This is a genomic window from Leptospira levettii (assembly GCF_002812085.1).
Classification (GTDB): domain Bacteria; phylum Spirochaetota; class Leptospiria; order Leptospirales; family Leptospiraceae; genus Leptospira_A; species Leptospira_A levettii.
This window is the reverse complement of sequence record NZ_NPDM01000001.1, coordinates 855,025-876,268: the sequence shown is the minus strand read 5'-3', so window position 1 is coordinate 876,268 and position 21,244 is coordinate 855,025. Positions and strand designations below refer to the sequence as shown.

At 38.4% G+C, this 21,244-nt stretch carries 19 protein-coding genes; 8 read left to right on the top strand and 11 right to left on the bottom strand.

What is annotated here, in order from left to right:
- Positions 1 to 7: 7 nt before the first annotated feature.
- The 3 genes from CH354_RS03990 to CH354_RS18325 all read right to left on the bottom strand — a co-directional run bounded on the left by CH354_RS03990 (position 8) and on the right by CH354_RS18325 (position 2,398).
- Positions 8 to 964 (bottom strand): helix-turn-helix transcriptional regulator, encoded by a 957-nt coding sequence (locus CH354_RS03990; protein ID WP_100725477.1) that lies wholly within the window; start codon positions 962 to 964, stop codon positions 8 to 10.
- Positions 964 to 2,136, bottom strand: a complete 1,173-nt coding sequence (locus CH354_RS03985; protein ID WP_100725476.1) for an ACP S-malonyltransferase — start codon at positions 2,134 to 2,136, stop codon at positions 964 to 966. Before CH354_RS03985 ends, CH354_RS03990 begins: the two co-directional genes overlap by 1 nt.
- Before the next feature lie 118 nt (positions 2,137 to 2,254).
- Positions 2,255 to 2,398: a hypothetical protein gene (locus CH354_RS18325; RefSeq protein WP_015677411.1), complete on the bottom strand. Its 144-nt coding sequence runs from the start codon at positions 2,396 to 2,398 to the stop codon at positions 2,255 to 2,257.
- A gap of 179 nt (positions 2,399 to 2,577) precedes the next feature.
- Between CH354_RS18325 and CH354_RS03980 the strand changes: the two genes are divergently transcribed.
- Together CH354_RS03980 and CH354_RS03975 are read left to right on the top strand one after the other, a co-directional pair.
- On the top strand, positions 2,578 to 4,170 hold the full coding sequence (locus CH354_RS03980) for a sodium:solute symporter family protein (protein ID WP_100725931.1): 1,593 nt from the start codon (positions 2,578 to 2,580) through the stop codon (positions 4,168 to 4,170).
- 80 nt (positions 4,171 to 4,250) lie between these two features.
- On the top strand, positions 4,251 to 4,562 hold the full coding sequence (locus CH354_RS03975) for a hypothetical protein (RefSeq protein ID WP_100719250.1): 312 nt from the start codon (positions 4,251 to 4,253) through the stop codon (positions 4,560 to 4,562).
- A gap of 47 nt (positions 4,563 to 4,609) precedes the next feature.
- On the opposite strand, the gene CH354_RS03970 is transcribed toward CH354_RS03975, so the two are convergent.
- The 5 genes from CH354_RS03970 to CH354_RS18320 form a co-directional block, all read right to left on the bottom strand.
- The gene (locus CH354_RS03970; RefSeq protein ID WP_100719230.1) at positions 4,610 to 5,395 is read right to left on the bottom strand and encodes a M23 family metallopeptidase; all 786 of its coding nucleotides are present in this window, start codon (positions 5,393 to 5,395) and stop codon (positions 4,610 to 4,612) included.
- Positions 5,352 to 6,770, bottom strand: a complete 1,419-nt coding sequence (locus tag CH354_RS03965; protein ID WP_100725475.1) for a flavin-containing monooxygenase — start codon at positions 6,768 to 6,770, stop codon at positions 5,352 to 5,354. The genes CH354_RS03970 and CH354_RS03965 overlap by 44 nt, the downstream gene beginning before the upstream one ends.
- A gap of 321 nt (positions 6,771 to 7,091) precedes the next feature.
- Positions 7,092 to 7,619 carry a hypothetical protein gene (locus tag CH354_RS03960; RefSeq protein ID WP_409036386.1) on the bottom strand — a complete coding sequence of 176 codons (528 nt, stop codon included), beginning with the start codon at positions 7,617 to 7,619 and terminating at the stop codon, positions 7,092 to 7,094.
- Positions 7,620 to 7,631: 12 nt separating this feature from the next.
- Positions 7,632 to 8,078: a thioredoxin family protein gene (locus tag CH354_RS03955; RefSeq protein WP_100725473.1), complete on the bottom strand. Its 447-nt coding sequence runs from the start codon at positions 8,076 to 8,078 to the stop codon at positions 7,632 to 7,634.
- Between the two features lie 30 nt (positions 8,079 to 8,108).
- Complete coding sequence (locus CH354_RS18320) at positions 8,109 to 8,258, bottom strand: hypothetical protein (RefSeq protein WP_012387282.1); 150 nt, start codon at positions 8,256 to 8,258, stop codon at positions 8,109 to 8,111.
- Positions 8,259 to 8,376: 118 nt separating this feature from the next.
- On the opposite strand from CH354_RS18320, the gene CH354_RS03950 reads away from it, so the two are divergent.
- The 6 genes from CH354_RS03950 (at position 8,377) to CH354_RS03925 (ending at position 16,950) form a co-directional block, all read left to right on the top strand.
- Positions 8,377 to 11,061, top strand: coding sequence for a valine--tRNA ligase (locus CH354_RS03950; RefSeq protein ID WP_100725472.1), 2,685 nt, complete (start codon positions 8,377 to 8,379; stop codon positions 11,059 to 11,061).
- Entirely contained in the window at positions 11,051 to 12,328 is a 1,278-nt protein-coding gene (gene purD, locus CH354_RS03945) for a phosphoribosylamine--glycine ligase (protein WP_100725471.1), read from the top strand. Before CH354_RS03950 ends, purD begins: the two co-directional genes overlap by 11 nt.
- Positions 12,329 to 13,168 (top strand): hypothetical protein, encoded by an 840-nt coding sequence (locus CH354_RS03940; RefSeq protein ID WP_100719223.1) that lies wholly within the window; start codon positions 12,329 to 12,331, stop codon positions 13,166 to 13,168.
- A gap of 23 nt (positions 13,169 to 13,191) precedes the next feature.
- Positions 13,192 to 14,319 (top strand): peptide chain release factor 2, encoded by a 1,128-nt coding sequence (gene prfB / locus CH354_RS03935; protein ID WP_100725470.1) that lies wholly within the window; start codon positions 13,192 to 13,194, stop codon positions 14,317 to 14,319.
- Positions 14,320 to 14,323: 4 nt separating this feature from the next.
- On the top strand, positions 14,324 to 15,820 hold the full coding sequence (locus CH354_RS03930) for a sigma 54-interacting transcriptional regulator (RefSeq protein ID WP_100725469.1): 1,497 nt from the start codon (positions 14,324 to 14,326) through the stop codon (positions 15,818 to 15,820).
- A gap of 62 nt (positions 15,821 to 15,882) precedes the next feature.
- Positions 15,883 to 16,950, top strand: coding sequence for an OmpA family protein (locus CH354_RS03925; RefSeq protein WP_100725468.1), 1,068 nt, complete (start codon positions 15,883 to 15,885; stop codon positions 16,948 to 16,950).
- Here the strand turns inward: CH354_RS03925 and CH354_RS03920 are convergent.
- From CH354_RS03920 to lepB, 3 genes are read right to left on the bottom strand one after another with little or no spacing between them, the layout of a single operon-like run.
- Positions 16,940 to 18,820, bottom strand: a complete 1,881-nt coding sequence (locus CH354_RS03920; protein WP_100725467.1) for a motility associated factor glycosyltransferase family protein — start codon at positions 18,818 to 18,820, stop codon at positions 16,940 to 16,942. The two genes, CH354_RS03925 and CH354_RS03920, sit on opposite strands and share 11 nt — an antisense overlap.
- Positions 18,821 to 20,632, bottom strand: coding sequence for a penicillin-binding protein (locus CH354_RS03915; protein WP_100725466.1), 1,812 nt, complete (start codon positions 20,630 to 20,632; stop codon positions 18,821 to 18,823). It abuts the gene before it with no gap.
- A gap of 2 nt (positions 20,633 to 20,634) precedes the next feature.
- Complete coding sequence (gene lepB / locus CH354_RS03910; RefSeq protein WP_243395950.1) at positions 20,635 to 21,234, bottom strand: signal peptidase I; 600 nt, start codon at positions 21,232 to 21,234, stop codon at positions 20,635 to 20,637.
- Positions 21,235 to 21,244 lie beyond the last annotated feature (10 nt).

The window sequence follows — 21,244 nt, the reverse complement described above, 5'->3', positions numbered from 1 at the left end:
AGATCCTCTAGTGTGAGACGGACTCGTTTTGTTTGGAAAGGGAAATGGATTGTAAATGGAGTTTGATGGAGTCTTTGATTTCTTTTGGTTCCGCTACTAAAACGGAAGGTCCATACCCAAGGATGGTTTGGATGAGCCAATTTTCATCTCGCATCGGAGTTTGAAACTCTCGATACATTGTGTTTCCAATTTGTTTTGTATTTCCTGTTTCTTGTAAAGGGAGTTTGAGTCCTAGGTGATACGAAGCAGAGTCCGTCACCCAAAGGGTTACATTTGTTTCGGCACTTACTTCTTTCTGGAACTTTTGTTGGAAACCTACTAAAAACTCACCAGCAGTATCTGGTATGTTTGGAAATTCTAAATCGGTGTGATTTACATCTAAAATATAATCCAATCGGAAGGAACGAAATCCTTCCTTTTTCAAATCATAAGCGAGTAAGTAAGATTCATTTTCTTCCAGTAATAACCAAGGAGCAAGTGTTCTTGTTTCTTTTTCTTTGGTAATTCGTTTCCAATAAACGATTGTTAGGGTTTTTTTGGAACGAATGGCATCTTGGATGATCTCTTTTGTTTTTTGATGTGGAGACCATTCTCCCGATGGCAAAACAGAATCTATTTTTTGTAAGATGGATTGTTTGGTTGAAGGATTTTCTTGTCCTTTATCAGAAACAAGTAAAGAGCGAAGGTTTGCCCATTCTTTAGGGGAAAGGGGAAGGGCAGAGTCAACGGCAATGGGGAGTCTGATTTTTACCTTATCCCCATCAAAGTCTAAATCCACAGCGTCTGTTGGCGAATAAGGATACATCTCAATCATATACAACTCTCCCAAATCTTTTTTGAGAGAGGATATGGATTTGTGTCCTGTCACTCCTTGGATTTCTTCTAAAGACAATCCTTCTGGGTGTGAAGCCAGAAGGCGAATTAGGTTTAATTTAGAAGCGGCCCGAGCTGTAGAAGGGTTCATTAAACTTCGAGAATCACCTTTAATTCTTTTGCGTTAGAAGCACATAAAGATTGTTTTTCGATATTTTTTGCTTTGAGGTGTCCACCTGTAAGTCTTTGGCTCACAACACTTGGTCCAAAGTCAATGATGGTAGTAATTGCACTGTCATTAAAGATAGGTGCGATCGCCAAATCCCAGTAAAGTGGTTCAATGAGTACCATTTTGAATAGGATATCACGAAGGTTTCCATCTTTTTGTAAATTGTGACCATCATAGATACTGTATACAGGAACTTTTAAATCCGCTCCAGTGTATGGGAAAGGAACCACTGATGCATCTTCTGCATTGAATTTATCAAGAGAAGATTCCATAAATGGGCAGTGGAAAGGTGCAGTTGTTTTTAAGTAGACAAACTTAAATTTCTTTTCGTCCATCTCTGCTTTCCATTGTTTACGGAAGGCAAGTAAAGAAGATGGAAGTGCAGAAAGGATCATAGAATCAGGAGTGTTATAAAGAGAGATAAACACTGTGTCTTGTCCTTTGAGTCCAAGAGATTCGTTTGTTTTTTTCACTCGGTCTTCGAGTTCATCTTTTGTATAACCAATCACAGCCACCATTGGAGCTGGGTTTTTATCACCATTTGTCTCGTTTTCTTTGACGATGTCTTCGGAAACTTGGAAGTTAGGATAAACTTTTTGTCCGTTGAATCCAAGATAAAAAACAAATTTTAAAAAGTCAGAGTAAGCCTTTAAGAAATCTGTCCCTTCTTTCCCAAGACCAATGAGTGCAGATGCAATCACACCTTGGCTATGTCCACTTGCAGCACCCGTTGCTTTCATCAGTTCAGCTGTAGGGTAACCACGTTTAGAAACCAAAACATAGTTTGCAATTTGGGTCATAAAAATCCCAGGAACAGAAATAGGTGCACGTGCCAAATAATCTTCGTTTGGTGCTCCATCTGGATTTTCAATCCATGATTTAAAATCGAGTCCTTCGTTTAAGAGAGGGTTTTTTCCATCTCGAGCCGCAATTTCACCAAGAGTTTTGAAACTAGTTTCGAAAAATTCTTTTAATTCTGGTTCTGCATACAATTTTACGAGTTCTTTGAGGTAAGGGGAACCCTGTCCTCCGAATTGAAGGAAAAATTTTTGCGAATTTTGGAGGGTACCGGTAAGGAGTTTTGCCGAAGTCATTGGATCTTCCTGAGAAATGATTTTTCTGTTACCGTACAGAGAGGACTTCCCAGAACAAGGAGAAAATTCCTGGAAGGACTGGTTGTACAGCCCCAGGATTTGGATAGGAGAATTCGATTTAGGCGGCTTTGCTTTGTTCTAAATTGGATTTGATGCGTTCGTGGTCGAGGGCAAGGAGAACCGTATTTTCAAAATAGGTAGCAAAATCAATTCTCCCAGAAGCATAATCTTCATGGAGAAGGGCTAAGAGAAGGTAGAACATAAATCCTCCTGGTGGTTCCGAATCTATCAATGTGACATAATTCGGAAAGTCTTTTTCAAAGATAATGTTACTAGGTTTGTCGGCGACTTGTGAAAATTTTTAAGTAAAATATGGGAGGAAGTCTCCTGTTTGGGATTTCCACTTTACAAAGTCTTTTTCTCGGATTCCCTTTCAAACCTATGTTTGTTGCCCTGAAGCCCATCGATTACACGATCATCCTTGTATTTGTAAGTTTTATGGTGGTGATTGGGATGCTTTTGAAACGATCCATGAACCATTCTACGGATTTTTTATTAGCAGGCAGGAAAATCCCTAGTTGGATCACAGGGATTGCCTTCATTTCAGCCAATATATCCGCCTTAGAATTGTTAGGAATGAGTGCGAGTGGGGCAGAATACGGGTTTTTGACCTTCCATTTTTATTACTTAGGTGCCATTCCTGGAATGATCTTTCTTGGGATCTTTATGATGCCGTTTTATTATTCCACTAAGATACGCAGTGTTCCCGAATACTTACGATACCGTTTTAACAGACCTGCCCATCTTGTGAATTCACTCATCACATTGTTATCCCTTGCTTTAGGTTCTGGAATTTACCTTTATTCCTTATCCCTAGTGTTTGAAACCTTGTTTGGTTGGAACCCACACCTTTCGATTTTATTTAGTGCATTCATTGTTCTGATTTATACATACTTCGGTGGACTCAGTTCTTCCATTTATACAGAAGTGATGCAGTTTTTTCTTACGGTTCTTGGACTGTTTCCATTGGTCATTGTCGGATTGACAAGGTTAGGTGGTTGGGACGGCCTTATGCAAAAAATCCCAGAGTCTCACAAACATATGTGGGTAGGTTTGCCTGGCGGACAAAATGAACTTGGTTGGGATGTTCTCAGTGTCACGGTAGGACTTGGATTTGTTTTATCTTTTTCCTATTGGACTTGTGGGTTTGCGGAAGTGCAAAGGGCTATGGCTGCAAAAGATTACCGAGCGGCGAGAAGGACTCCCCTGATTGGTGCGATGTTTAAATTGTTTTTACCATTTCTCACTGTCATTCCAGGACTCATTGCCCTTGCAGAATACTCCACTGAGATGAATGGAGAGTACAATAAAAGTTTTCTCATTTTATTAAAGAACTTTTATCCATCGGGTATGCTCGGGCTTGGCACCACTGCACTACTCGCTGCCTTTATGGCTGGCATGTCTAGTTCTGTCACAGCAATGAATACCATTTTTACATATGATATTTACCAAACCTATATTAATAAAGATAAGGATGACAATACCTATTTAATAATTGGAAAACAAAGTACAATGGTTGCTGTTGTGTTTGCCATATTTACTTCTTACATTGCGATGCAATTTGAAAACATCATGAATTACATACAGTTGTTGTTTTCCTTTTTTAATGCTCCTCTCATCTCCATTTTTTTACTAGGGATGTTTTGGAAAAAAGCCTCAAAATGGAGTGCCTTTTATGGGATGTTAGTGGGGACGGCAAGTGGGCTCTTGCATTATTTTTTCTATGTTAACGATATGTTATATTACAAATCAGAAATGGTATCTAATTTTTATGGTGCTATTTATTCGGGAGTGTTTTGTTTTCTGGTGATGGTTGTTGTTAGCCTCATCGAAAATGAGGATCCAAAACGAGACTTACATGGGTTAGTGTATGCCGATAGAGACAAAACCAATGTCTTTTGGGATCCACGGATTTTGGCTTGGGGTGTGATCTTACTTGTCCTACTTGCTGGGTTTAATGTCGTTTTTGCATAAAGATTTATACATCCGTAATAAAATAGTAATTGAATGCGAGTATTCTGATTCCTATGTTTGTTGCAGTATACACCAAGACTATGAAACCAAATCATTATACCGAAATACCCTCAACTTTTGAAGTTCAATTGGAATCTTTAAAGGATTACGATTCGAAAAAACATATCAGTGCCCGGGGAATCAAATTTTTCCATCCTTATGACATTGAAGTGCCTTCGATTTTAAAAATATCTTTAAAAATGATTTCGATGACAGGATCCATTGACTTTCTTGTGAAAACCTTAAAGTCAGAGAAGGTGGATCAGGAAGACCTTTACGAAATCCATTGTAATTTTTATGACACAAATGCTGAAAAAGAAGACGAAGTGTTGGAGTTTATCAGAAGCTTTTAAACCTTAAATTCGGTTTCTTGTTTGAAACGTTAACTCTAACGACACCATTAAAGGGTTCCGTTTTTTTCTCCCATCCACTGGAAGGTTTCTTCGCTAAATGACTTTTCTTTGGGACCATATTGCATAAGCCACCGAGTTGGTGGTAAAAATCCATCGGTACTCAGTCCATAACCCCCACCTAACGGGGCACCAATTTTAGATCGTAACTCGAAGTGGAGGTGGGCAGGATAACTTCCCCCCGCATCACCAATGGTCCCTATCCATTCTGTTTTTTTCACAAGTTGCCCTGGTTCCACATCGATGGTGTGGAGATGGGCATAGACTGTTTCTAAATAATAGAATTTTCCATTTGGCAAATTCTGCTGGTGGACGATTCGAATCACCTTTCCCCAACCACCACCATAATCTGCAATTTCGGAAACGACCCCATTTCCAAAAGCGTAGACCGGGGCTGCATAATCAGAGTCACCACCAGTGAGTGCATTCCAATCCTCACCTAAATGTTTTCTCCCACCAAACTTTGCATTTTCGGCACCAAACTTTTGTGCAAGGTAATACCCATCTGCATACTTTCCCCCGACAGGGAATTCAAAATCAATTGCATGGAATGTTGGATACCGTTTGAGGATTGGAAATGGGTCAGTGGTTCGCACTTCCCCAGAAGCTTCCATCCAACCAAAAAGTGGGTTTCCTTGGTAAGAATACCCTTTGGAGGCACAACCTGTACCTAACATGAGTAGTGTTAGGAAACAGATTGTGTGTTCGTACAAACGTGACAAATGGATTGTTTTACTTGGATACCAACTGTTTTTGTTTGCGGGAAGAAAGAACATGGCTCTTCTCAGAATGGTACATGGCACGTGCTTCGATTGGCAAATGGTTTCCTTCTTTGGCTGCTCTTTTTTTGCCTTGTTCCATTTCCTTTTTCATATCGTACAGAAAACTATCGTAATCCACTTGGATGGTATGCCTTGTACTATTCACATACCGTTTTTTCATCGCCTTCTCATCTTTTAGAATGCTTTTTTCCATTTCTTCTTTAGATGGCAAAAGATAGTTTCCAGTCAAGTACTGGGAGATCCATTTCCCTTGGCATTCGGCTAGTGGCATAATGGCACCTAACGGTTGCATGAGGCCCACAAAAAACAAATTGTTAATTCCGGGTTTGATCATTTTGTAATAAAGTGGGATATAATTGTTTGGCGCAGAGAGAAAATCTTCTTCAAAAAAAGGAAATTTGATATTATACCCTGTGCAGTAAATGAGAACATCCGCTTCTTCCTCGGTTCCATCCGCAAAGGCAATTTTTTTGCCTCGGAGTTCGGTGATGACTGGTTTCGGTTTGATATCACCGCGGCCGAGTCTCACGAGTAAGTCTTGGGAAATGGTAGGATGAGCAGACCCAAATTTATGATCTGGTTTTGGTAAACCAAAGTCTTCCATTTTCCCCACTCCAAAACGAATCAGAAGGTGAGCGAGTGTTTGTTGGATGAAAAAAGGAACCCAGTGCGGCGTGTATTCGGTTAATTTGTCCAATGGTTTTCCAAAGAGATAATTGGGGATGACGTAAGCTCCTCTTCTTGCAGACAAAAATACTTTTTTGGCAACACCTGGTCTTGATAATTCCACAGAGATATCCATGGCACTGTTTCCCATACCGAGTACCACAACGTTTTTCCCTTCGCAGTTAACAGGTGTTTTTGGGTCTACATAAGAATGCGAATGGATGGTTTGACCAGAAAATTTACCTGGGAAAGCTGGGTCGGGCCAACGTTCACTCCAATGGTGGCCATTCGCAACAACTAACACATCATAGATTTGTGTGGGTCCCTTTTCTGGAGTGATCCTCCAAAGTCCATCTTCTGTTCGTTCTGCTTTTTTCACTCCATTTTTGAATTGGATGTGTTTACGAAGCCCAAAGTGGTCTACATAGGATAAAAAGTATTGTTGGATGGGCTCGTGATTGGGATAATCAGGGTAGTTAGTTGGCATGGGGAAATCACGGTATTCCATTCTGTCCCGATGAGTATTGATGTGTAAGGATTTATAAATATTACTCAGGCCATTATCATTTTTGTAACGCCAGTTGCCACCTACATCACTTCCCTTTTCATAACAATCAAACGGAATGCCGTGTTCTTTTAAGGATTTGATGACGGTGATTCCAGAAGAACCAGCTCCAATTACACAGACTTTAGGAAGTGCCATAAGGGATCTCTCTTACTCTTGTTACAGATTTACTTTAGGGACAAATGGTTAGAATCAAGAACATCGTTATCAAGAAGATTTTGGGGCAATTTTGAAAAAAAGTATGATATCTAACTTTTTTTGGGAAGAAGGAAGGTAATTTCATTTGATGGAAAGTGATTTTGGTGGATTGTATCGAATCGAGTGCAATGGAGTTTTCCTTGGTCTTGGATACATTTTCACTTAAATATTCTTTCAAAGGTATCCTTGGTAAACTCCAAATCGTGGAAGCGGAGTTATATTTCGCTTATGAATAAAATTCTTCTATTGAAATCTTAATATTTACTTCCCATTTAAAAACTTTTTTACTTCTTCTTCCCCATTCGTAATTTCAATTTTTAAAATTTTGCCGTCTTTCAATTGGATCATTGTCACCGAACCTTTTGTCCTTGGGAACGGATCTGCTAATTTTTCTTCTCTCACCAAACGAAGGGTATATGGATAGGATTTCATTTTAGGCAGTGCCACAAATCTTGTGATGAGGCTTGGCATTCTATGGATGTCGGAAATTAGAACTGCTTGTTTTGATTCCAAATACCCTTTATTTTCTTTCTCTACGATTGGATGGATGATTTTACTCGCATCCATATCCGAAATGAAGAATACTTTTGTGGTTTCCTTAGGGATGGGACTTGGTTCTTCCCATTGGTTGGTATATGGAATTTCAGGGAGTGGGTCACCAACTTTCAACGTTTGTGTTGCTTGATCCTCGGCAAAAAGAGAACTAACAACCAAAATACTAAAAAGGAAAAATAGTTTGAATCCAATTGAGAGGGAACGTGTTAGATACATTGAAGTATTTAGTTTCATGGTGTTACCTTTTTAAAGTTTATACAAATATGCGAGTACTTGTTCTTTTGTCATCTTACTTGCGTTAGAGAATTCACCACCTTTTGTCGAAGTAATGAATTCCCCTTTTGGTGAGACAACAACAAGTGAAGGAATTCCATTTTGAATTGGATTTCCTAGTTGTTCATTGAGACTAAGGTTTTTATCAAATCGACCAACATCAACCTTCATCACCACAAATTCTGAATCGAGTAAAGTTTTGGTTTCTGGGTCGGCAAAAATTCCATCTAATGCCCTACAGTCGGGGCACCAATCCGCACCAAAAACGATGATCAGTTTCCGATTTTCTGATTTTGCTTTTGCTAACGAAGATTCATACTGAGTTAGAATTATGTCTCTTTGTTTCGAGCAGTGAGTAGGAAGGAGGAGTGTGGTACTAAAAAAGAGGAATGAGAAAATCGTTTGGAATCGGTGTTCCATAAAAAATGCGGAAGAATCCTTCCGCTTCGATTATTTTTTCGCGATTTCTTTTAAGATTTCTTGTCTTTTTTTGTCTTTCTCAATGTGCGAAAGACTCAACCAATCACGTTTCAATTGTTTCTCTGAAACACCTTTGAAGGTTGCATATTTGCCGAGGATTTTTGCTGTTTTTGCGTTCATGCCGACCAGATTCTTTTAGTCCAGCTTTCTGTCAATGCGAACCTAAAGGACTTTGTTTCATCCTTGACCCCAATACTCACTGCGAAACATAGTAAAGTCCAAGAAATCGATCGACCTTATGAAATCACATCTACCTGACCGTTACGATCCTGAATCTGTAGAACCAAAGTGGAACCAAATCTGGGAAGAAAAAAAAACCTTTGCTCCTGATACATCACGCAAAGAAACATTTTCCATTGTCATCCCACCACCAAATGTCACTGGGAATTTGCACATTGGGCACGCACTCAATCATACCATCCAAGACATCATCATACGCATTGAACGGAAAAAAGGGAAAAACGTGGTTTGGGTTCCTGGTATGGACCATGCTGGAATTGCCACCCAAGTCGTAGTAGAACGTGAGTTAGCTAAAGAAGGAAAATCCAGAACTGATTTTACTCGCGAAGAATTTATAGAAAAAGTTTGGGAATGGAAAGCTCATTCCGGTGGAATGATTGCCAAACAACAACGGTTACTCGGTGAGTCTGTGGATTGGTCCAAAGAACGATTTACATTTGATGAAGGATTATCCAAAGCAGTTATCAAAGTTTTCCGCACCTTATTTGATGAAGGATTGATTTACCGTGGGGAACGAATCATCAATTGGTGCCCAGTTACCAAAACTGCCATTTCAGACATTGAAGTCGAATACAAGGAAAAACAAGGCAAACTTTATCATATCAGATATCCCAAAGCAGAATTCAAATCCAAAGACCCAAAAACATTAGGTGCAGGGGAATACATTGTTGTAGCAACAACGAGACCAGAAACAATGTTTGGTGACGTTGCGGTTTGCGCTCACCCAGATGACAAACGTTATTCGGCTTTAAAAGATAAGTTTGTCTTTTTGCCAATTGCGGAAAAAGAAATTCCTGTTCTCTTTGATTCTTTTGTAGACCAAGAGTTTGGATCAGGTCTTGTGAAAATCACACCAGCACATGACCCTAATGACTATGAAGCCGGCCAGCGTTTAAAACTCACTCCAATCAACATCATGAATCTGGATGGAACACTCAATGAACATACAGGTAAGTACAATGGTTTGGATCGTTTTGAAGCACGTAAACGTGTGGTAGAAGAATTAGAATCCAAAGGTTACATTGAAAAAATTGAAACACATATCCACAGTGTTGGCCACAACCAAAGAGGGGGAGCTGTCATCGAACCATTGTTATCGACACAATGGTTTGTCAAAATTGAATCCCTAGCAAAACCAGCAATTGAGGTTGTAAAATCAGGAAAGGTGCAATTCCAACCAAAGATGTGGGAAAAAACCTACTTTGAATGGATGGAAAACATTCGCGATTGGTGTATCTCAAGACAATTGTGGTGGGGTCATCGAATTCCTGCTTACTATGCACCAAACGGTGATATGGTGGTAGCTGAATCTTTGGAAGAAGCAATTACACTATTCCAGAAAAAAGGAATCTCTGTTTCCGCTGATACCATCAAACAAGACGAAGACGTATTAGATACATGGTTCTCTTCTGGGCTTTGGCCATTTTCCGTATTTGGTTGGCCAGAAAGAACAGAAGAACTCAAACAACATTACCCCACTTCAGTTCTCGTCACTGGTTTTGATATCATCTTCTTTTGGGTCGCACGTATGATTATGAACGGTCTCAAGTTTATGGGTGATGTTCCATTTCATAAGGTGCTCATCCATGGTCTTGTTCGTGATAAAGACGGAAAGAAGTTTAGTAAGTCACTCGGTAACGTAGTGGATCCTTTGGACATGATGTCAAAATACGGAACGGATTCTTTCCGATTCTTTTTAGCAGCAGTGTTACCAGAAGGAAAAGATATTCTTTTCGACGAATCTAGGTTAGATGGTTATCGTTCTTTCTGTAACAAAATTTGGAATTCGAGTCGATTCATCTTTATGAATTTGCCAGAAGACTTTTCTCCTAAAGAACTTGACCTAAACTCATTGGAAGATACAGACCTTTGGATTTTACATGAGTTTGATTCAATGCTTGGGCGGTATGAAAAAGCATATTCTGGTTACCTATTCTTTGAAATGGCGAATGCGATTTATGATTTCGTATGGGGTTCGTTTTGTGATTGGTATTTGGAATTAACAAAAGCTCGGGTGTATGGAAATGTGACTCCTGAGTCAGCTGAAAAAGCAAGACAGGTACTTGTGAGTGTTTTAAAAAAATCACTGGGTCTCCTTCATCCGTTTATGCCATTCATCACTGAGGAAATCCATTCGCTCTTAGAGCCAAAGGAACTTGCAAAAACAGAATTTCCAAAAGCCTATGGAGTATCAGCAACTTCCCCTGCTGTGGTTCGGATGGAACTTGTTCGTGAGATCATTACCAAAATTCGAAACATGCGCGCAGAGCTTGGAGTGAAACCTGAGAAAAAATGTAAGGTCATCCTCAAATGTGCAAACAAAGAATTAAAAGAAATGATGGACCGAGAAAGTAAATCCATCCTTCAACTTTCCAAAGCAGAGAGTTTGGAATTCTTAGATTCGTATGAATTAAAAAACACAGACTCGGTAGGTGCCTTCTCGATTGGAGAAATCATCCTTCCTCTCGAAGGGATTTTTGATTTTGAAAAGGAAAAACAAAGATTGGAAAAAGAGAAAAAACAAATCCAATCAGAAATGGAAAAATTAGAAAATAAAATCAACAATCCTTCCTTTTTGGAAAAAGCAAAACCAGATGTGGTAGAAAAAGAAAGAGAAAAGTATAATACTTGGAAAGAGAAATTAGAAAGTACGATTAGGGCGTTAGAAAAAATTGGAACATAAATATAAAGTTTTACTTCTTGGAAGTGGTGGTAGAGAACACGCGTTAGCGGACGTGATCTCAAAATCTAATTCTTTGGAATCTTTGAAAGTATTTCCCGGGAATGGTGGATTTGCAACGGAGCTCCTACTAGGAGCAGATGAAATTTCCATTACCGATAAATCTAAATTCTTAGAATATTTAATGGTTTCGAAAACCAATCTTGTTGTGGTGGGACCAGAAGATCCACTAGTGAATGGAATCGCCGATTGGTGTGCTGAAGTAAACATTCTTTGTTTTGGTCCATCTGCATATTGTGCACAGGTGGAAGGCAGTAAACATTTTGCAAAAGAAATGATGAAACGGGCAAAAGTTCCCACAGCTTCTTTTGCTGTATTTACAGACCATGAATCGGCTTGGAGTTATGCTCAAAAAGAAATGTTGCCCCTCGTTGTCAAAGCAGATGGTTTAGCTGCAGGAAAAGGTGTGACAGTTGCTTTTGATTTAAAAGAAGTCAAACGAGCATTAGATGAAATATTTTTAGAATCAAAATTTGGTCAAAGTGGAAATAAAGTTGTCATTGAATCCTTTTTGGAAGGAGAAGAAGCTTCTTTATTTGTCATTACAGACGGACAGAGGTATATGTGTTTGCCAGCCGCACAAGACCACAAACGTGCGTATGACGGTGACATTGGACCAAATACTGGTGGAATGGGTGCTTATGCACCAGCACCAATTGTGACTGATGTTGTTCTCTCAAAAGTAAAGACAAGAATCATCGAACCAATGTTAGAAGACTTTCGTAACTCGGGACATCCTTACAAAGGGCTATTGTATGTCGGTCTAATGATCACAAAAGAAGGAGAACCCAATGTAGTGGAATTCAATTGTCGCTTTGGGGATCCTGAAACTCAATGTGTATTACGTTTACTTGATGAAGACATTTTACCGATTTTTTATGCATCCGCTACAGGTAATTTACCAGAACGGAATTTAAAATTGAAATCCGGTTCATCGGCCATTGTAGTGCTTGCGGCAAAAGGATACCCTGATAGTCCCGAAAAAGGAATGGTGTTAGAAATTCCACCAAACGAAGGGAATGTGGTGGTCTACCACGCTGGGACAAAAAAAGAAACCCAAACCATCCTAGCAAGTGGTGGGCGAATTCTTGGGATCACATCATTTGGTTCCAGTTTAAAAGATGCAATCAATGATTGTTATGTTTTTCTCTCGAAAATAAAAGCACCAAATACATTTTATCGAAAAGATATTGGAAGGAGAGCTCTGTAAGTGCCATTTAGTCTCTCAGGAAATTTTAAATATTGCGAACGTTCTAAACTTCGTAATTTTGAAAAACACCTAGGGATTATTTTATCTGAAAACCAAACCCAACTCCAACAACATTTGATGATCAGAAGGGCACTACAAAACTTAAGTGGTTCTGTCAGTGTTTTGTCAAGTCTTAGCAGGCAAGAGTTACTTTCCTTCATCTTCATCTTAACTCAGTTTGGTGATATCACTCGTAATGAAACACCACCGGAGTATTTATTATTAGAATCCATTCCTTATGTGATAGAATGGTCCAAGGGTCATTATATGATCCCACTTGAAATTTTGGAACATTTGGCACATGAAAGGATTTTTAAAGACCAAGGGTATTTGTTTGCACTCATTCCTGCACTTCCCATCAAAGAAAAAAAATCTTGGATTCGTTGGATTGGTGTAGATTTTGAAAAAGGTGGAGATAGAGATTTAAATTTTGAAATTTATTTCCAATGCCGTGTCTTACAAAAACCTTTTTTAGGTAAGTCACTTGTGCAAGAATCAGAGATTCGATTGGAACAAATTTGGCCGCGTGGCAAAAACGAATACATTGATTGGTTTTATAAAGGTTTATCTACATTTTATTATGCAATGGAAGAGATGAGCCGAAAAGAAAAGGATCCATTTTTACTACATGTGATTGAACTTATCAAATCAGGAAAATTCATCCTGAAACGATTGCCTGATAGTTATGGAAAAGAATCGAGTTATTCTTTAGTTGGAACAGTAGAAGGAAATACTCCTCAACTCAGAGAAATCACATTCCAATGGGAAGTGGAACGATTACGTAAAGATTCTTTGTTTTAATCTACACTTCGGATTTACACATTATGGACAGATCATTAAAAGACTTAAAAAAACAAACAAGTGAAATGATAGAAACATTTCAAACCTACTGGGCAGCACAAAATTTCCAAGAGGATTATGATCGTTTGATGTCCTTAATTGAAAAGGCAAACGATCCAAAATTATGGGATTCACCCGACCAAGCCAAAAATGTAACTCAAAAACGAAACGAATTACAATTAAAGTTGGATCCATGGTTGGATTTAAAAAAAGAGCTTTTAGATTTTCCTGACTTAATCGAACTCACCTCAGAAGAAATGGGTGAATCTGGATTAAAATCATTAAATGATGATTTTGAAAGAATGTTTGAGGCTTTTGAAAACTTACAAATGTTAGATGCTCTTTCTGGAAAAGATGATGGAAAAGCTGCATTCATCAATATCCACCCAGGTGCTGGTGGAACAGAATCACAAGATTGGGCCGATATGTTACTTCGTATGTACACTAGATTTTGTGAACAAAAAGGATACCGAGCAGAACTTGTGGACTACCAACCAGGTGAAACCGCTGGTATCAAAAATGCTACACTTTACATCCAAGGGGATCATCCATTTGGGTATTTAAAATGTGAATCGGGAGTTCATCGTCTTGTTCGTATTTCTCCTTTTGATTCCAATAAACGTAGGCATACATCGTTTGCATCAGTCTATGTCACACCAGAAGTAGATGATGATATCCAAGTGAATATCGAAGAAAAAGATTTACGAGTTGATGTCTACCGATCTTCGGGTGCTGGTGGTCAGCACGTGAACACCACAGACTCTGCTGTTCGGATCACACACATTCCAACAGGAGTTGTTGTCTCCTGCCAAATGGAAAGGTCACAAATCAAAAACCGTGATACCGCAATGAAGATGTTAAAAGCACGTCTTTATGAGATGGAAAAACAAAAAGCAGAAGAAGAGAACGCAAAAAAAGCAGGGGAAAAACGTGACATAGCTTGGGGTTCACAAATTCGAAGTTATGTGTTCCATCCTTATAATTTAGTGAAAGACCATAGAACCGATTTTGAAACTGGAAACGTTCATGCAGTGATGGATGGAGACCTGGAAGATTTTATCATTGCCTATTTAAAATACCTGACAAATCAGAAGGCAAACGCTAAAGTATAATCCCATGTCTGTGAAACAGGATATTTCCGGTGCCTTAAGGAAAATCCAAAAAGAAATCCAACAACTTCCGAATATTACGGATCGGTTGAATTTCATTTTGGATATGACACTCACTTTATTTGGTGCTTCAACTGGAAGTATATCCATTATGGACCAAGAAGAGAAGGTCCTTACCATTGTTGCGGCTAAAGGTATGGACTGGGAGAAAAAAATTGCCGCAAAACTACCCTTTAACTTAGGTGTGACTGGTCGCGCTGCATCCACAAGAGAAATTACCTATGTTCCTGATGTTCTCCTAGACAAAGATTATGTAAAACTCATTGAGACTGTTCGCTCAGAGCTTGCGATTCCACTTCTAACTAGAGACTCTGTTGTAGGAGTTCTCAATTTAGAATCAGACAAAGTTAACTTTTTTTCACCAGATATTATTAACCAAGCAACTTTATTTGCATCTCAATTAACAATTGTTATTTTAGAAGAAAGAATTGCAAAAGAAGCCTTCGAAAAATCTAAACGGGAAGAAGATCCTGTTGAAGAAATTTTAGGTTATGATCCAAGCATTTTATTTTTGAAACATAGAATTAGGCAAGTGGGTCCATCCGATATTTCGGTCATGATGATTGGAGAAGAGGGATCTGGGAAAAAATTAGTAGCAAAGGCACTTCATTATATTTCTCAAAGGAAAAATGCTCCCTTTCATACGGTTGATTGTTCTGGGCTAAGTTATGAATTATTGGAAGCAGAACTTTTTGGAAGTTTTAGTGGTAAAATCTTCAATCCAGGAAAATTGGAACAATCCAATACTGGTTCCTTATACATTGAATCAATAGGAGATTTACCTTCCAATTTACAAAACAAACTATTTCAAACTTTAAGTGATAAAACCATTCCGAATCCAACATTAAAGAAAAAAGACGAAGTTCTTAATATCAGAATTTTTACAGGTAGCAAAAGAGACCTTTTGGAAGACATTCAGAAAGAAACGTTTTCAATGGATTTATATTACCGTCTAGCGGAAGTTCCACTTCGTATGCCACCATTACGTGAAAGACGAGGTGACATACCTCTTCTTGCACACCATTTCTTATACCAATACAATAAACAATATGGAAGAAACAAATCTTTCTCCACCGAAGCCCTAAAGTCATTAACAGGAATGCCATGGAGTGGGAATGTAAGGCAATTACAAAGTGTCATTCAATATGCAGTCCTTGTTCCACAAGAGACAGTGCTTGAGCCATATTCTTTCCAACAAGATGGCAAACGTGAGGAAGAAACACGGACGAAAGTATCGGGGTTCGGAGTAGGGACAGAAATTCTCACTCCAAGTGAGAACTTATCTTTGAATTTAGCGATTGAAAAATTAGAGGCAATTTGGATCAAAGAAGCCTTTCAAAGGGCCTCCACCCAAGAAGAGGCAGCAAAACTTTTGGGGATCAGCCGTGGATCTTTGCAATATAAGCTCAAAAATAACCAATTTCTGGACGGTTTCAGCGTTTGATCCTAAGAAAAGGATGGATCGATAGACCTCTTTGGTCGATAGTATAAGAAAGGAGCTTCGAAGTGGCAGAAAGTTATTACCGTACCATCAATGGTAAACAATACGACAATGAATTGTTAGAAATCGTTGAGAAGGCCACCAAACGTAGCAAAGCTCCTATTGGCAAAAACATCGCAAAAACATTATTTGATGCCATCAAAGATGGTGGTGATTATACTGATGTTGAAAAAAGAACTGTAAAACACATCCGCGACAATTTTAAATTTTCACCTGATGCAGATGAATACTTACGATCCGAAATTCGTAAGTGGGCAGCTAAGATTTCTGTTCCAGCCGCAAAGAAAAAAAGCCAATCCAAATCTTCAAATACCAAAGAGTCTTCTTCTAAATCAAAATCCACTCGAACCAAAAAAACATCTATCTCTGTAAATGAATCCGAATCTTCTTATATGGAAATTTATGATTCCAGAGATGAAGCTGGTTACGAGGTAGCACCAACTCCAGAATACAACGAACTTGTTGCACTCAATAAATTCCAAATCACTCCGAAACAAAGCCAGTTAGGTAAATTCATAGTAATCGGTCTCATTGTACTATTTTTTCTTTTACTCATATTCTTTGGCATTCGAAGTTGTAATCGGAATTCAAATGCTAATGATTCCAAACCAGGTAACGTAACATCACAAGGACAAGAGTCTAGTTCAAGATCCTTAGAACGTATTACCTTACAATCTGGAACCGTTTCGAATCGATTTGATTCCCAAGCAAAAGCCATTCGTTATATCAACGATTTACAAATTCGTTTTATCAAACAAAGTATGGCAACTGAAGAAACTGCCTCTGATAAAATTGCAACTCTTGCTGAAGCTTTAAAATCTTATCCAGGAATCAAAATTCGAGTCAAAGGGCATACTTGTTTCATCGGCGAAATGGACGAAAATAAAATTTTGTCAGACGAACGTGCGAAATTCATTTATGATGAACTCATCAAAAATGGTGTGAACCAAAGCCAACTCGACTACCGAGGGTTTGGTGAAACAGCAGAAATTGATACGAACCAAACGGAAGCCGGTCGAATCAAAAATAGAAGGGTAGACTTTACCGTTCTATCTGTCCTTCCTAAAGATTAGACTGTAAACGATACAAGGATTTTGTGAGCATCCGTTTGGTGGAACGAATGGACTCATATAATCCTTCGTATAAAAGTAATGATTTTTTTGCCACACCTAGCTGGGCGTTTTCCTTTTCTTCCAAACTCAAGTGTTCATCATACCCTTCTGTAATTGTAAGAATCACTCGTTGGATTCCCAAACTTAATATTTCATTTAAACCTTTTTTTTGAGATACCTCCTCATCAATCAAATCCATACGTTTGATATCTTCTGAAAATGTTTTTGGATTGATTTGGTTTTTTTGGATTTGTTGGTATATCCTCTGTGATACGGTTAGACCTTGTTTCACAAGGATCAGAAAATCAATTAAGGAAGTGATTGTCTTTTGGATATCTTCGATTAGTAATGAACGTTCAAAAAATGGAGTATTATCCTTTAATTTTGATTGGATCAATTTTTTTACATTCACTGTAGACTGGATTTGTTTTTGATTGGAAGTGTTCTCAAATTCTATATGAAAACTGGAATGTTCCATCCCTTCTAACTTAGCACCAAACTTTGTTAAGTTGGTCCACGGGTTTTCTTTGGAGTGATCTTCAAACCATTTTTTAAAAATTAACATCTTTTCATTGGTAATATAAGTTTCATTTTGAATTCCCAAAACTTGTTTTTGGGGAAGGGCAAAAAGTTGTTTGTAATTGTGTTTTTCCCTACGAAACTTTCGGGACTCTATGTAATTTAGTCTTTCTTCTAATACTGCTCCCTTCGAATGGGCAAGTCCTTTTGTGAAACTTAAGTCTTGGCCTACTAAATACACTTTTTCTGCTCCCATCAGAGTTCCAAGACTTGCGGCATTTGTGGAAACAGAACCACCGAAGGGAACGGAACCAATTTCTGCTGAAGCTGTTTTTTCTAATAATTGGAGTAAAGGAAATGGAGAAGATGTCACAAAACCTTTGTTTGGTCCCTTTTCGAATCTCAAACTAATATATGTGGAAGTAGGATCAAAAATTAAAATCCCTTCACCACTGTAGTCTTCTAAATACTGGCTATTTAAGGCTTGAGGGTCTACTGAATAAATTAAATCGGGATCAACGCCAAAAGATGTAAGGATGGGAACTGCAGTGTCCACTGCTAATAACAAAAATTGGTTTCGGTAACGAAGGATTTCAGGAATCGATTCGGATAAACTTGGACCCGCACAGGCAATGAGAACTTTGATTCCCTTTGCAATGCCAAATAAGTCTGCTACAGGTCGAAACTCTGACAATTCAGGTAGGTTGTAACAAATGTTCTTTGCCCAAATTTTTTCAAATCGAGTCAGTGTTGCTAAGTTTACATCCTTCTTATGAAACATTTGTTCGGCGATAAGTTTCAATTTAAGGTATTCTGTTTCTTTCCATTGCCATGACCCACGGTGGGGAACAAAACTAATAGGATGTGTTCCTTTACCCTTCACTGCGTCTGAAAGTTGGTCTTCTAAATTTTCACCTGTAACGAGGACCAGTTTACCACTTAAAAATGCTTCTGAGAAATCAAACTTTGCCAAAGCCTCTTGGATAAGAAAGGAAAAAGGTTCCATCCATATGATCGTTACTTTCGATCTTTCTAATAAATAGGGTATGATATAGCCAATGCCAGCACCAAACAATAAATAGATGCGTTCGGTTCCATCGTGAGGAAGTTCCGCTACAAAACGTGTTGCTTCTTTTTTTGGATCAAATTGACTGTGAATCCAGACTCCATTGATTTCCAAAGTATCATCGCCAACTTTGGATTTGATTCGTTTGTAATGAGTCCCTTCCAACATGGAGTGATCATTTTGAATTAATTCAGATACTTGCGAAGGTAAACAGGCTAAATTTTTGGAAAGAAAGGATTCGTTCACTTACGGTTCCAGGATAATTTTTACAGTTATGTTAGGAGTAATAGATGTGTTTGGTTTTGGATCTTGAGATTTGACAAAACCAGATCCATCTAGAGTGTATTTCACTTTTAATTGTTTTAATACTTGGATCACTTCCGATGCGGTAAGACCTGTCATATCAGGCATTTGTTTGGGATCTACTTTAAAGATTTTGTTCTTTTGATTTTGTAATCGGTAAACCAGTGCCTTTTCACTTCTTTCTACAATCGGAATGATACTTTCTACAACTTCACGAAAAACAGGAGCAGCAATTCCTCCTCCCGTATGCGCCTCACCACCTGGTTCATCAAAAACGATGAGACCAACATACTTTGGTTTGTCGGCAGGAAAAAAACCAAGGAAACTGGCTGTAAACAAACCAGCCTGGTATCCTTCACCCGCTTTCGCTTTTTGGGAAGTTCCCGTTTTCCCAGCAATGAAGTAGTTTTCTAAATAAGCTTTTTTTCCTGTTCCTTGGGAGACCGCTTTTCCCATTGCATTTAATGTTTTTGATGCTGCACCAGGTTTAATTCCTATTAACTCAGATTTGGTGGAAAATTCATGCACCAATTCACCGTAAGAATTGGTGATCTGAGAAACAACACTTGGTTCAAATAAAATACCACCATTGACAACCGCTGCTGCAGCAGTAATCAACTGAATAGGTGTTACCGAAACCCCTTGTCCTATCGACAAAAAGTATGGTGTACTTTTGTTCCATTTGTTTTGTGGGGGTAGGTACCCTTTTGCTTCGTGGATGGAAAAATTGGTCCTCTTGCCAAATTTGAAACTATCCAAATAACGATAGTAAGTTGCTTCGTCAATTTTTTGAGCTGCCTTGATGATTCCAACATTACAAGAATATTGAAGGATTTCATCTAAATTGACATGGCCATGGTTGTCGGTACAACGAATCACAGTTTTACCAATTTCAATATAACCTGGGCAATGGAATCGTTCTCCTGGTAGAATTTTTCCTTCATTTAACAACATCAATGCGATAAAAATTTTCATTGTGGAACCAGGTTCATATACATGCCGGATTGACCAATTGGTATGGGATTCCACTGGAAAATCTTGGAAATGATTGGGATCAAAATTGGGAAAGGATGCCATTGCCAGGATTTTTCCTGTTTCTGTGTCCATAATCATTCCGATTCCGCGTTTGGAAGCGGTTTGGAGAAATGCTTTTTGTAAGGATTTTTCCAAACGGTATTGTATGATACTGTCTATTGTTAGGTGAACATTATTTCCTTTTGAAGATTCAGCATCTGGTGTTGATAACAGTTCCAAGTTATATAACATTTCAAGACCAGAAAGGGCTTTGTCATCATCGTAACCTGTAAATCCTAATAAACTAGCAGCAAGACTTCCCTGAGGGTAAATTCGTTTGTATTCTTTTTCGACTCTAACACCTGGGAGAGAAAGGGCTTTGATTTTTTCTGCTTTGGATAATTCAATTTCTCTTTTTAATAGAAAATAGTTTTGTTTGTCTCGAATGGTTTCGATCAGTTTGTTTGTAGGAATTCCAAGTACTGGACCTAACTCTTGTGCGGTGAGTTCGGGATCATAAATATTAGATGGATCAATTCCAACAGTTGCTGATTCTCGAGAGATCGCAAGTTCGATCCCTCGTCTATCGTAAATGGTTCCTCGTTGTACAAATTTATTAGCTTTTAAATTGATAATGTTTTCATTAAAGTAGGTGAGATACACAACTCGGAAAAACAAAACGACAAATAAAGATAAAATAAAATAGAAGATGTATTTAAAACGAAGTTTGTATTCTGTCATTGTTAAAAATAAAAGATTACCTTTCCTTTAATCTTTTCAACTGGTACGAGTCCAAACGATCTCGAGTCAGTTGAATACTGACGATTGTCACCGAGTAATAAATAATAACCAGGAGGGATTCTTCCTTGTTTGTCCATTGCAAGAAATGGAGAATGATGTCTGTTTAAAAATACAGAAGTTGAAGGTTCACTTGTGTACGTTCCTTTTGGAAGATAATTTTCCAAAAGTTCCATCGAATCAATCAGTACCCTGCCTGATTCAATCGAATAAAATTCGCCAGGTAAACCTATCACACGTTTGACGACAAGTTCGTCTTCCTGGCTCACAAATAAGACCAAATCTAGTTTATTGATACTTGGATCTGTGTACAATAATTCCGTTCCAAAAAATTTGGCAGAGATGGCATATCCTCCCTTCCAGACAAAAACGACAGATCCATGTTCCAAGGTAGGATACATGGAATTCCCTTGGACAGAATAGATTTGGAATAAAAAGATACGGACAAATAGTAAGAAACAGAGAAATAAGAAGACGAAGAGGCTTCTTCTCACGTAACGTTTGATTTTACTCCACCAGTGGGGGCCTAAAGTTTCTGTTTCCATATCCATCAAA